12 protein-coding genes and 1 pseudogene are annotated in these 12,579 nt (G+C 58.5%); 4 read left to right on the top strand and 9 right to left on the bottom strand.

Features of this window, described 5'->3' with window-relative positions; translation table 11 throughout:
* The first annotated feature begins 82 nt into the window (after positions 1–82).
* Complete coding sequence (locus MWH26_RS02020) at positions 83–652, top strand: O-acetyl-ADP-ribose deacetylase (RefSeq protein WP_247975840.1); 570 nt, start codon at positions 83–85, stop codon at positions 650–652.
* Here the strand turns inward: MWH26_RS02020 and MWH26_RS02015 are convergent.
* From MWH26_RS02015 to MWH26_RS01990, 6 genes are all read right to left on the bottom strand, one after another.
* Entirely contained in the window at positions 644–1,438 is a 795-nt protein-coding gene (locus MWH26_RS02015) for an alpha/beta fold hydrolase (RefSeq protein WP_247975839.1), read from the bottom strand. The genes MWH26_RS02020 and MWH26_RS02015 overlap by 9 nt on opposite strands.
* A gap of 159 nt (positions 1,439–1,597) precedes the next feature.
* Entirely contained in the window at positions 1,598–2,152 is a 555-nt protein-coding gene (locus tag MWH26_RS02010) for a DUF502 domain-containing protein (protein WP_247975838.1), read from the bottom strand.
* Between the two features lie 144 nt (positions 2,153–2,296).
* On the bottom strand, positions 2,297–3,181 hold the full coding sequence (locus tag MWH26_RS02005; protein ID WP_247975837.1) for a 4-hydroxy-3-methylbut-2-enyl diphosphate reductase: 885 nt from the start codon (positions 3,179–3,181) through the stop codon (positions 2,297–2,299).
* Between the two features lie 135 nt (positions 3,182–3,316).
* A complete protein-coding gene (cmk, locus tag MWH26_RS02000) occupies positions 3,317–4,033 on the bottom strand; it encodes a (d)CMP kinase (RefSeq protein ID WP_247975836.1) in 717 nt (238 codons plus the stop codon).
* Between the two features lie 41 nt (positions 4,034–4,074).
* The gene (locus tag MWH26_RS01995; RefSeq protein ID WP_247975835.1) at positions 4,075–4,467 is read right to left on the bottom strand and encodes a hypothetical protein; all 393 of its coding nucleotides are present in this window, start codon (positions 4,465–4,467) and stop codon (positions 4,075–4,077) included.
* 10 nt (positions 4,468–4,477) lie between these two features.
* Positions 4,478–5,128: a hypothetical protein gene (locus MWH26_RS01990; protein WP_247975834.1), complete on the bottom strand. Its 651-nt coding sequence runs from the start codon at positions 5,126–5,128 to the stop codon at positions 4,478–4,480.
* A gap of 300 nt (positions 5,129–5,428) precedes the next feature.
* Here MWH26_RS01990 and ade point away from each other — a divergent pair, with 300 nt between their 5' ends.
* Positions 5,429–7,084, top strand: a complete 1,656-nt coding sequence (gene ade / locus MWH26_RS01985; RefSeq protein ID WP_247975833.1) for an adenine deaminase — start codon at positions 5,429–5,431, stop codon at positions 7,082–7,084.
* A 226-nt stretch (positions 7,085–7,310) separates the two neighbouring features.
* Here the strand turns inward: ade and MWH26_RS01980 are convergent, their stop codons facing one another.
* Together MWH26_RS01980 and MWH26_RS01975 are read right to left on the bottom strand one after the other, a co-directional pair.
* Entirely contained in the window at positions 7,311–7,730 is a 420-nt protein-coding gene (locus tag MWH26_RS01980) for a response regulator (protein WP_188558738.1), read from the bottom strand.
* A gap of 52 nt (positions 7,731–7,782) precedes the next feature.
* Positions 7,783–8,757 (bottom strand): annotated as a pseudogene (locus MWH26_RS01975) (PLP-dependent cysteine synthase family protein); the annotation flags it as partial.
* Positions 8,758–9,249: 492 nt separating this feature from the next.
* Between MWH26_RS01975 and sucD the strand changes: the two are divergent.
* Positions 9,250–10,131, top strand: coding sequence for a succinate--CoA ligase subunit alpha (gene sucD, locus MWH26_RS01970; protein WP_244694929.1), 882 nt, complete (start codon positions 9,250–9,252; stop codon positions 10,129–10,131).
* 173 nt (positions 10,132–10,304) lie between these two features.
* On the opposite strand, the gene MWH26_RS01965 is transcribed toward sucD, so the two are convergent.
* Positions 10,305–10,949 carry a hypothetical protein gene (locus tag MWH26_RS01965; RefSeq protein WP_247975832.1) on the bottom strand — a complete coding sequence of 215 codons (645 nt, stop codon included), beginning with the start codon at positions 10,947–10,949 and terminating at the stop codon, positions 10,305–10,307.
* Positions 10,950–11,174: 225 nt separating this feature from the next.
* Between MWH26_RS01965 and MWH26_RS01960 the strand changes: the two genes are divergently transcribed.
* On the top strand, positions 11,175–12,575 hold the full coding sequence (locus MWH26_RS01960) for a mercuric reductase (protein WP_247975831.1): 1,401 nt from the start codon (positions 11,175–11,177) through the stop codon (positions 12,573–12,575).
* Positions 12,576–12,579 lie beyond the last annotated feature (4 nt).

Below are 12,579 nucleotides of genomic sequence, written 5' to 3'. Positions count from 1 at the left end.
CGCCAGCGTCGCTGAGCCCTTTAAAGCAGCAACGGTTGCCGTGCCGAGGCCGTACCTGTGCCGAACCCCTACCCCCACGGCCATGCCCGGTACCTCCCCTCCCTCGAACTGGCGCGCGGAAGCGCAGCGCTTCGGCCGCATTCTACTTTACCGCGGCAACATTACGCACCTGGATACTGACGCCGTGGTAAACGCCGCCAATTCCAGCCTGTTGGGCGGGGGCGGCGTTGATGGGGCCATTCACCGCGCCGGCGGACCCGAAATTCTGGCTGCCTGCCGGGCTCTGCGCGCTAGCCACTACGGCAGCGGGCTTGCCACCGGCGAGGCCGTCATCACGACGGGCGGTAGGCTGCCGGCCCGCCACGTTATTCATACGGTAGGCCCGGTCTGGAACGGCGGCCACAAACACGAGCCGGAGTTGCTGGCCAACTGCTACCGCAACAGCCTGCATTTAGCCGAGCAACACAGCTTGAGCAGTGTGGCTTTTCCGGGCATCAGCACCGGCATTTACGGCTACCCCAAGGCGGAGGCAGCAGAAATTGCCACCCGTGAGGTGCGGCAATTTCTGCAAGAGCATGAGTTTCCGCAGGAGGTCGTTTTCGTGGCCTTCGACGATGAGGGAGTTGAGCTGCTGGCCCGCGCGCTAGGCTAGGCGCAGTTCGGGGTGGCGGCGCAGGTAGGCCGCAACATCATAGATAAGCCCGGCGTGGCCTGCCTCCAGCACCACCGTATGGGCTGCTCGTAGGGAGGCAATAAACCCTTGCAAACCCGCGTGCGGAATCACTCGGTCGTGGCGGCCCAGAAAGAACGTAACGGGCGTGGGCCGGTGGTTAAGGGTAACCGCCAGCTTGCTTAGGTCGAAGGTCAGCTTGCGAAACCCGGTCCAGCTTCGGTACACGCGCAGGCGCTTTTCCCGACTATCAAGTTGCCACTGGGCAAAGCGAATAAGGTTGGCGTCGAGGAGGCGCCGTTGGTGCAGGGTATCGAGGAAGCGAAGGATACGCTGGGGCCGCAGCACCGCCCGGCCCAATACCCCGCGCATCCAGGGTGGGTAAGTGGCCAGGGCGTACCAGAACTGGCGCTGCAGGCCATCGGGCGCAATCAGCCACACCTGCTCTACCTGCTCCGGAGCCCGCTCGGCCAGGGTAAGGGCGAATTTGGCGCCCATGCTGAAGGCCAGCAGGCTGAATTTCTCAATGTTCTGAACCCGCAAAAACTCACTCAGTAGCTCACCGAGGCGCTTTTTGGTGAGCGGCGCATCAGCTTTGGCTAGCTTACTGCGGCCGTGGTAAAACAGGTCGAAGGCGTACACCGTGACATCCGGGCCTAGCGCCTGGATAAACGTGCGCCAGTGGCCTTCTCCCTGCCCGTACCCATGAAATGCCAACACTACCCGCGGCCCTGCGCCATACTTCTGAACATGCAGGTGGGTTTTCATAGTGAATCGGTGAGTGAGTGAATTGACATAGTACGTCATCCTGAGCGCAACGAAGGACCTCGTCACGCCAGCACGAGTCGTTGATTGACTGCCGTTCAGGCGTAATAAGGGTCTTCGGCTACGCCTCAGGATAACGTACTATATCAATTCACTCATCTCTTATCCCAGCCTCGATACGCCGCCCGAGACGATGAACTTCATGACTTCACTGCTGGGTAGGTCGAGGTAGGTAATGTTCTGGACCGGCACCAGCACCAGCTCCCCGGAGAAGTTATAGGAATGGGGAAAGTATACGGCCAGCAGATCGTCGCGGTGAATGGCAGCCATGGTAGGCTGGGTTACGAAGCCCATCTTGTAGGTCTGCTCGGCGGCACTCATGCGCACCAGCACGGGGCGGTTAAACTTCTGATTGTCGCCCACAAAGGCGTCAAACAGGTCCTTGAGGCTGGAGTAGATGATGCTAACCAGCGGAGTACGGTGCAGCAGACGCTCCGTGATAATGAGGAAGGGCCGCACCAGAAACGACTTCGCCACGAACCCCACGGCTGAAATCAGCAGGATGGCTACCACGAGGCCCAGGCCCGGCACATCAAAGCTCAGCCCCGCAAATAGGTCGTTGAGCCAGCGCAGCAGCGCGTACAGGATGTAGATGGTTAGGCCAATCGGGGCAACAATCAGAAACCCACTGAGGAAGTAGTTAAGCAAACGGCGCATGGCGCGAAGATATAGGCCCGTACGGAAGCTACCCTTCTAAACCTGTCATTCCGAGCGAAGCGAGGAATCTGAGGTTACCCTTGTACGGATAAGCCAGATTCCTCGCTTCGCTCGGAATGACAGGTTTAACGGATGTGAGGTAAGCTATACGGCGTGGGCGGCTACCTCTTCAATCCGGTCTTTTACCCGCTGCATCAGCCACATAGGCGTGCTGGTTGCCCCGCAGATGCCCACGGATTCGGCGCCGAGAAACCACTCTTCATCTAGTTCCTGCTCGTTTTCCACGAAGTAGCTGCGCGGATTGGTTTTGTTTACTACCGAGAACAGGGCTTTGCCATTAGAGCTTTTGCGGCCGCTCACGAAGATGATAACGTCGTGCTGCACGGCAAACTTAGCCAGCGCCGGCTCCCGGTTGCTCACCTGCCGGCAGATGCTGTCATTGGCATCAAACGCTTCTAACGAGCCGCCGGCCGCGCTGATACGGCGCTCTATCACCTCTTTCATGTGGTAGAAGCCGGCCGTGCTTTTGGTAGTCTGGCTGAACAGGGTCACGGGGCGGGAGAAATCCACCTGGTCGAGGTCTTGCTCCGTCATGACGATGATGGCCTCGTTGCGGGTCTGGCCCGTCAGGCCAATTACCTCGGCGTGGCCGGGCTGACCATATATAACTACCTGCCCGTTCTGGCGGGTAGTGGCGTCAAAAGCGTGCTTCACTCGGTTTTGGAGCTTAAGCACCACGGGGCAGGAAGCATCAATGAGCTCAATGTTGTTGCGTAGGGCCAGCTCGTAGGTTTCCGGCGGCTCGCCATGAGCACGGATGAGCACCTTGGCATTGTGCAGCTCCTCCAGTTGCTCCCGGTCGATGATGCGCAACCCCAGCGCGTGCAGGCGCTCTACCTCCATGCGGTTGTGCACAATGTCGCCGAGGCAGTAGAGCGTTTCCTGCTGGCCCAGCTCGTCCTCGGCCATTTGAATGGCAAATTCAACGCCGAAACAGTAGCCGGAATTCTTATCGATGGTGACGTTCATGGACTCTAAAATGTGACGCTCGGGCTTGCGCAGCAGCCAGAGTGTCGGCGCGCACGATTCGCTGACCACGAATCGAATAGCTGGTAGACCTACAACAATTCTGCCGCACTTTTGCTCCTGGCAGCGGCTACCTTCTTATTTCTGCTCGTGGCCCTGCCAGCTCGTGGCGGCCAAGGAAAACAACGACGCCGACACCCGCTCCAGCACAAAGTCCACCTGCTCGTCAATCATCATGTGGGTTGTGTCGAGCAGGACGGCGTCGGCGGCGCGGCGCAGGGGGCTTTCGGTGCGGGTAGAGTCCAGGTGGTCGCGCTTGCGCAGGTTTTCCACAATATCTTCCACCGGCACGTGCTCATCTTTCACGGCCAGCTCTTCTTGCCGGCGTAGGGCCCGGGTCATGACGTCGGCGGTCATGAATATTTTCACTTCGGCATCGGGGAAAACCGTGGTGCCAATGTCGCGCCCGTCCATTACTACCCCCCGCTTGCGACCCATACGCTGCTGCTGGCGCACCATGGCGTGGCGCACCGCCGGAATAACCGATACCTCGCTCACGGAGTTGGAAATGCGCATCTGCCGAATTTCATCTTCCCGAATTACACCATCGAGGCAGAGCTCATTGCGGCCGGTTTTGCGGTTGCGCTTGAAGGCAATGTGCATGTCGTGCAAGGCCTGCTCCACCCGCGGCAGATCGTCGAAGCTGATGTTATGCTCCAACAAGTACAGCGTGACGCCCCGGTACATGGCGCCGGTATCAATGTAGGCGTAGCCCAGCTCCGCGGCCACAGCTTTGGCCGTCGTGCTTTTGCCACAGGAAGAGTAGCCGTCGATGGCAATGACGATTTTTCTCATGGCAAGGTCGGTGCTAGGCTCGAGCGGACTAAAAGGACTCACTAAATCCAGGATTTACGGCCCGGCTTGGCAGCCAGGCGCTCAGGTACACCCGCAAAAAAAGTAGCAACCGACTGGGCTTCTCCCTTGGCCAATTGCTCGCTTACGCGGTAAAAAGGATTGAAAAACGAAGTTTGATTGATGCCCACGCCGGTAGTACCATCGGGGCCCTGGGCCCAGGTGCCGCCGTAGGTGTTTACTAGGCACTGGCCCAAAAAGCACCCCAACGCTGTAATAACGCCCTGACGGTCGGTTTCTTTTATGGTAGGGCGCTGGCCTTCAATGAACTCAGCCAGGCGCGCAACGGCGTCGGCATCAAAGCTATTCACCTGCAACTGCTGGCGCACGGCTTCGGCGGCAGCTACCAGGGAGGCAAGCGGATTGGAATCAGGCATAAAGGGGTAGTTAGTTAGAAGTTGGCAGCGAATTGAGTTTTTGCCAACTGGCATACGTCTGCAGAATCTGCCGCATATGCTGACGTCCTACTTTTCCTTTTGTGATTTGGGCCGCCAGCTCCGGACAGTCGCCCACCAGTGGCAGCATAGTCCTAATAAACGCCGCGCGCCCAGCCGGTACAACTACCGCGTCGCCGGTAACGGGTTGCAAAACCAAATCCATAGCACCCGTCGGGGCAACGAGTTCATCGCTAAAGCCCGGACCACTCGCGCCCGTGTACCGATGGTCAAGCTTGAAGGCAGCCAGTTGGCCGTACTGATACAGCTTCTGAGCAAATGCAGCCGACAGCCGTTGCGACGGCATGCTTACGTTGCGTACCACCCCAAATGTGTCTGTTTTCAATACGAATGCTTTTAGCTCTCCCGCTTGATAAACATTGGCCTCGCCTCCGGTAGGCTGCACCCGCAGGTGCCCGGATGGCTCCAACCGCAGTTTTCCGCTCTGCCAGCTACCATCTAATAGCTGGTAAGCACCCTGGCCGCGCAGAGCATGAGGGTCACCCGTACTGTAGTTCCACACGGGTACTTGCCCGTACACGGTACCCGCGCTGAACAGCAACCCTGTAAGCAACAGCAGCCCAGGCCAGAGAATGTATTTCACGAGTACAAATAGAACTTGACGTAAAGAAACAAACTGCTCTTACTGTTGTGCTGCCAGCTAGTGACTATCGCAGGGACAAGGCGCCTTGCCGGATTTGGCTTTGCGCTTGTATGAGGCCGTTTTTTTCTGCTGCGGAGTGCGGGCCGCGCAGCCAGTTGACGCCAGGCCAGTGCCCCCAATTAAGGCGGCCAGTAGCAAAGTCACAATCTTTCTCACGGCGCAGATTTTCGGCAAATATACGGTTCTTTACCCGTTAGCTGCCTGCCTACCTCAACTTTACCTTTGCTTTCTTCCTGGCCTATGCCCGCTACTTTTCAGCTCCGAGCCAATGTTATCGACCTGTTTGCCAATACCATACGCCCCGCCACGGTTACGGTAGCAGACGGTCGTATTCAGGCCGTTGAGGCCACCGGGGCTACCTCCCCAGATGCGGCCCTGCCCTACGCCCTACCGGGTTTTGTGGATGCGCACGTGCACGTGGAAAGCTCCCTGCTGGTACCCTCCGAGTTTGCCCGGCTGGCGGTGGTGCACGGCACCGTGGCTACCGTCTCGGACCCGCATGAGATTGGCAATGTGCTGGGCGTGGCCGGCGTGAAGTACATGCTGGAGAACGGGCAGCAGGTGCCATTTAAGTTTTGCTTTGGGGCGCCTTCCTGCGTGCCCGCTACCCCGTTTGAAACCGCCGGGGCCGAAATAACAGCCGCCGATATTGAGCTGCTTTTCCAGCAGCACCCCGAAATCGGCTACCTCGCAGAAATGATGAACTGGCCGGGCGTGCTCCACCGCGACGAGCTGGTGATGGAGAAAATCCGGCTGGCCCAGCAGTACGGCCGCCCAGTAGATGGCCATGCCCCCGGCCTGCGCGGGGCTGATGCCCGCCAGTACGCCGCAGCCGGCATCAGCACCGACCACGAGTGCTTCACGGCCGAAGAAGCCCTGGACAAACTAGCCGTGGGCATGAAGATCCTAATCCGAGAAGGCTCGGCCGCCCGCAACTTCGAAGCCCTGATTGACTTGCTGCCCGAGTACTACGAGCACCTGATGTTTTGCTCCGATGACAAGCACCCCGATACCCTGGTGCTGGGCCACATCAACCAGCTGGTGCAGCGCGCCGTAGCCCGCGGCCAGGATGTGCTAAAAGTACTGCGCGTGGCCTGTCGCAACCCTGTGGAGCACTATACGCTACCCGTAGGCCTGCTGCGCGAAGGCGACCCAGCCGATTTTATTGTGGTTGACAATCTCACAGATTTCACGGTGCAGCGCACTTACCTCAATGGGGAGTTGGTAGCCGAAAACGGCCGTACGCTCATTCCGGCCGTGCCCGTGGCGGTAGTAAATAACTTTGCTACCACCCCCGTCAGCCCCCAGGATTTTCAGCTCCCGGCCCCGCAGCCGGCGGCTACAGTTCGGGTAATGGAGTGCTTCGACGGGCAGCTTATTACGGCCCGCCACGACGTACCGGCCCGCGTAGAAAATGGCTTGGTGCAACCTGATGTGGCCCGAGACATCCTTAAGCTCACGGTAGTAAACCGCTACCACGCAGCCCCACCGGCCGTGGCCTTTATTCAGGGTTTCGGGCTGAAGCGGGGCGCCTTGGCCAGCAGCGTCGGCCACGACTCGCACAACATCACGGCCGTAGGATGCGACGACGAGAGCCTGACCCGGGCCGTAAATCTGGTAGTAGCAGCGCGCGGAGGCCTAGCCGTGGTGTCACCCGATGGAGAGGAACTGATTCTGCCCCTACCCGTGGCGGGCCTGATGTCAGACCAGCAGGGTCCGCACGTAGCGGAAGCCTACGCGGCCGTGGATGCGCTGGCCAAGCAGCTTGGCTCCCCATTGCAGGCCCCGTTTATGACGCTTTCCTTTATGGCCTTGCTCGTAATTCCCAGCCTGAAGATCAGCGACAAAGGCCTGTTCGATGGCGAAGCCTTCCGCTTCGTAGAGGCAGTCGTGTAGTGCAGCAAGTAAGATTTGCCTAACGCAAAAGCTGCGGTGTTGTCATTTCGAGCCGCGCGAGAAATCTGGATTAGCTTCCAGAGTTCAACCCAGATTCCTCGCGGCTCGAAATGACAGCAGTTGTGGATAATTACATCAGAAACACTCTGGTTGTCTTATCCGGTTAACGCAAAAGCCCGGCATTATATGATGCCGGGCTTTTTGTTGGGGTTGAAGCAAGTTAAGCTTACACCGTTACGAAACGCTTTTGCAGCAGCTTCTGCATCTTTTCCTCCGTTAGGGGCTTGGCTAGGTATTCCACGCCTTCGTACTGGGCTACGCGCGCAGTGTCGGCGGCGTGCATGGAGGTAGTCAGCACGGCCATAACGGTCTTTTCCCGGACGGCCTCGGGTAGAGAACTGTAGAGTTTCAGGAACTCGAAGCCATCCATGCCGGGCATTTTCAGGTCCACGAACACCAGGTCGGGGGCTTCGTCGCTGGGCTGCTCGCCCTTGCTGCCGCCCCAGATCTGCTGGTAGGCCTGCTCGGCTTTGGAAAAGGTATGCACCTGGTCAGCCACGTCGAGGCGGCTGAGCAGACGGTTATTCAGGAAGCTGGTGGTTTCATTATCATCCACCAACACCACGTTGCGCAACTTCTTTGACATGATACCAGGAGGTTAAGGTTAGAAGTAGGAAGCCAACCGGGCTAACTGATTAAAGCCAGCCCTGCTCGCGCATCCAATCATCATTATAGATTTTGCCGAGGTAGCGGGTGCCATGATCGGGCAGGACGATGACCATTGTATCATCTTCCGTTAGGTGCTCTTTTGCGTACTCCAGGGCTCCGTACACGGCCGAGCCACAGGACCACCCAACAAACAACCCTTCCTCTTTAGCAAGCCGACGAGTCATGATGGCAGCGTCCTTGTCCGTGACTTTGATGAAGAGGTCAATCAAGTCAAAGTTAACATTCTTAGGCAGAATATCTTCGCCGATACCTTCGGTTTTGTAAGGATAGATTTCGTTTTCGTCGAAAATGCCCGTTTCCTTGTACTTCTTGAACACCGAGCCGTACGTGTCCAGGCCTACCGTTACAATGGCCGGGTTCTGCTCCTTAAGGTATTTGGCCGTGCCGCAGATAGTGCCGCCCGTGCCTACCCCGCAGGCATAGTGGGTGATTTTACCTTCCGTCTGAGCCCATAGCTCGGGGCCGGTAGTTTCGTAGTGCGCCGCCGAGTTGGAGGGGTTGTCGTACTGGTTGGGGTAAATGGAATTGGGAATTTCCTGGTTGAGCTTCCGGGCCACGGAGTAGTAGCTGCGCGGGTCGTCGGGAGCTACGTTGGTGGGGCACACGATAACCTCCGCGCCTACGGCCCGCAGAATATCCTGCTTTTCCTTGCTCTGCTTGTCGCTCATGGTGAAGATGCATTTGTAGCCCTTCGCAATGGCAGCCAGCGCCAGGCCCATGCCCGTGTTGCCGGAAGTACCTTCGATGATGGTGCCACCGGGCTTAAGCAAGCCTGCCTGCTCGGCATCTTCAACCATTTTCAGCGCCATCCGGTCTTTCACCGAGTTGCCGGGGTTAAAGTATTCCACCTTGGCCAGCACGGTGCCTTTGATGCCATCCGTGACTTTATTGAGTTTTACCAGCGGGGTGTTGCCGATAGCCTCAATGATGTTATTTAGATACATGGGTGAGAGGTAGGTAGTAATGGAGAGAGGACCGCAAAGGTACGGATTTGCCGCCGTAGCCCGAAGGAGCAGGCCATTACCTCTGTAGCGGGCCCGTAAGTCGAGAAAGCAATTCCTTGGTGTGCTGAGGTAGCTTCGGTGGCGGCTGCGAGGTTGCAATTACCCTCATGCACCCGGCGCGGCTGTTTAACCTTGTTCAAGCAGAGCGGAGCCGGCTTGGGGTGGGTGCTTTGCAGAAAAGGCTGCTGGCAGCATCGTAGGGGTATTCTGAAGGGGCGGCCCAGGTGGGCATAATTCGGAGGTGAACAGCGCGGGTAGCTGAACTAGTTTCGGCCGGGGTGGGTAGTGGCTGGCTCGGCTGCCCTGGTCCTTTGCCCGAATCCGGCAGTAGCTTGCCGCGCCCCCAAAAAAGCCTACTTTTGCACGCCGCTGCCGTATTGGCGGGGGCTAGTTCCCACCCGCAACCCGCATCTTCTTTTTAACCCCGCTTCTATGAGTGTTCTGGTCAACAAGGATTCCAAAGTGATTGTGCAGGGCTTCACCGGCTCCGAGGGCTCATTCCACGCCCAGCAGATGATTGAATACGGCACCAACGTAGTAGGTGGCGTAACGCCTGGCAAAGGCGGCACCCAGCACCTGGACCGGCCGGTGTTCAACACCGTGGCCGAAGCCGTAGCCCAGGCCGGCGCCGATACCAGCATCATCTTCGTGCCCCCGGCTTTTGCCGCCGACGCCATCATGGAAGCCGCCGACGCTGGCATTAAAGTTATCGTGACCATCACCGAGGGCATCCCAACCAAGGACATGATTGCGGTGAAGGAATACCTCAAAGGCCGCGAGGATCTGCGCATGATTGGGCCGAACTGCCCCGGCGTAATGACAGCCGGCGAGTGCAAAGTAGGCATCATGCCGGGCTTTATCTTCCAGAAAGGCCGCGTAGGCATCGTCTCGAAGTCGGGCACGCTGACCTACGAGGCCGTTGATCAGCTAACTAAGGCGGGCCTGGGCCAGACCACGGCCATCGGCATCGGCGGTGACCCCATCATTGGTACTACCACCAAGGAAGCCGTGGAACTGCTCATGAACGACCCCGAAACCGAGGGCATCGTAATGATTGGCGAAATCGGCGGCGGCATGGAAGCCGAAGCGGCTCGCTGGATCAAAGAAACCGGCAACAAGAAGCCTGTAGTAGGCTTCATTGCCGGTCAAACGGCTCCTCCCGGCCGCCGCATGGGCCACGCCGGTGCCATCGTAGGTGGTGCCGACGACACGGCCGCTGCTAAAATGGCCATCATGCGCGAGTGCGGCATCCACGTAGTAGATTCGCCCGCCGAAATTGGCGACACGATGCTGCGCGTGTTGGGCAACAAGTAATTCCTTCTAGCTACTGATAAATAAAAAGCCCTGGCTTGCGCCAGGGCTTTTTATTTGCGCCAAACCAAACGGTCTGAAAGTTTTAATTTTTATACTTCGTAGCCCTTGGGTAGGATGGGCTTGGATAGTCGCCGAAATTTCCAATGCGGGTATCAGAGCTATTTGCTACATCACTACTTCAGGCCGCTCTGCCCGCCTACGTTCACAATCAGCCCGAACTGAAACACCGAGTTGGCAGCCTTCAGGTACTTGCGATGCTTTAGGCCGAAGTTGCTGCCACTGATTAGCTGAAAATCAACGGGGCCTACCAGGTTGATGCGGGTGTAGGTAATGGGTTCCAGGAAGATGTTGTCCTCGGAGGCGCGGGCTTGGTTGTCGAGACGGAAGTTGCTGAGGTTGACGTAGCTCAGGCGCAGGGCGGTACCGTAGGTAACGGGCCAGTCGCGGCCGAGCACGTGGTAGGTTTTCTTGTCCTTGGAGGTGTAGTTAGCCTGGGCAAAATACTTAGTCAGGTTACCTTCTAGGGTGCGCGTGATGCCTTCGGCGGGGGTGCGCTCCACCCGCTTGGTGTGGCCCAGCCCGTAGCCGCCGTAGAACTCCAGCACGCGCTTATCCCGAATGCGGGTGAAATATCCGAGGCCCAGCTCCGCGAAATCGTGGTCCTCGGCCCGCTTCTTTTTATCGGTGTGCAGAAAAGACGCCGAGCCCATTACGCCCAGATGGTCAGCAAAGGCGTAAGCACCCTGCACCGACGTGTTCTGGCTGAAATTGGTGTGAATGCCCCCACTCCACTCGCCTTTCTGGGTGAGGAGCGGCACCTGAGGCGGGGGCGGAAAATAAAGGGAAGAACAACTTGCCAGGAACGGGAGCAGAAGCGGCAGAAGACAGCGGCGAAGCAAAAGCGGCATAGGCAGCAGAAATGAGCGGTTGGAGGCAGAACGTGGGAACGGCGCTTTCGTTGTGTTAGGCAGCGGGGCGGCGCTTTACCTGGTTGGCGCGTATACCGCTACCGTTGGGCTTTCGGCCCCTTACTCTTGCTCTCTATGGCTACTTCTGTTCGTTACGATGCGCTTATCATTGGCTCCGGCCAGGCCGGCAACCCCTTGGCTACAGCCCTGGCCAAGGCCGGGCGCAAGGTAGCCCTCGTTGAGAAACACTACCTCGGCGGCTCCTGCATCAACTATGGCTGCTCGCCGGTGAAGGCCATGCTCGCTTCTGCCGAACGGATGCAGCAGGTAGCTACGGCCGCCGACTACGGAGTGAAAGCCAGCGCACCCCGGCCCGACTTTCGCGCCATTGTAGCGCGAAAAGATGCCATCATTCAAGCCAAGCGGGAAGGCGTAGAGAAAAATCTGACGGAAGAGCAACCCGGCATTACCGTACTCCACGGCCACGCGGCCTTTATCAGTCCGCGCACCGTGCGCATTGCTTTGCTTACCGGGGAGCAGCAGGTAGTAAAAGCCCCGCTTATCTTCATCAACACGGGCACCCGGGCCGCCGTACCCCCCATTGACGGGCTGGCCGAGAGCGGGTTCATGACCAACGAAGAGCTGCTGGACCTCAAGCAATTACCCGAGCACCTGCTGATTTTGGGCGGGGGGTACATCGGGCTGGAATTTGGGCAGATGTTCCGCCGCTTTGGCAGCCGCGTTACCATTGTAGATGAGTCTGCTACCCTGCTGGAGCGCGAAGACGATGACGTGTGCGAGGCCCTGCGCGGCCAATTGGAGGCCGATGGGGTTGAGTTTGTTCTCGGTGCCCGGGTTCGGCACGTGTCGCGCAACGCCGACGGCGTGTATACACTTACGGCTACTACTGCTGCCGGCGAGCGGCGCCTACGTGGCTCCCACTTGCTGGTAGCCGTAGGTCGGGAGCCCAACACCGACGACCTAGGCCTGGAGGCGGCCGGCATCGACACCAACGACAAAGGCTACATTCTGGTAAACGAGCGGCTGCAAACCAATGTGCGCGGCGTGTACGCCCTTGGCGACGTCCATCCCGGCCCTCAGTTCACCCACCTCAGCTACGACGACTACCGCGTAGTGCGCGACAACCTGTTGCACCGCAAGCGCCGCTCGGCCAAATCCCGCCCCCTACCCTACGTGGTGTTCACCCAACCCCAACTCGGGCGCATCGGCCTTTCCGAAACGCAGGCCCAGGAACAGCAACTCGACTACCGCGTGGCCACCATGCCCGTGCGCGTAGTGGGCCGTGCCCAGGAAACGGGCCACAGTGCGGGCTTTATGAAGGTGCTGGTGGATGCGCGGGACCACCTCATTGGGGCCACTGTTTTCTGTGAGCAAGGCGGCGAAATCATGTCCATGATTCAGTTAGCCATGGCCGGCAACCTTACCTGCGACCAGCTGCAGAACATGGTATTTGCCCACCCTACCTGGGCCGAATCATTAAACAACCTGTTTGCCAAACTAAAGAAGGCAGATTAACCAG

This window comes from Hymenobacter sublimis, assembly GCF_023101345.1.
In the GTDB taxonomy this organism is placed as follows: Bacteria; Bacteroidota; Bacteroidia; order Cytophagales; family Hymenobacteraceae; genus Hymenobacter; species Hymenobacter sublimis.
This window is presented reverse-complemented; position numbering and strand designations above follow the sequence as displayed.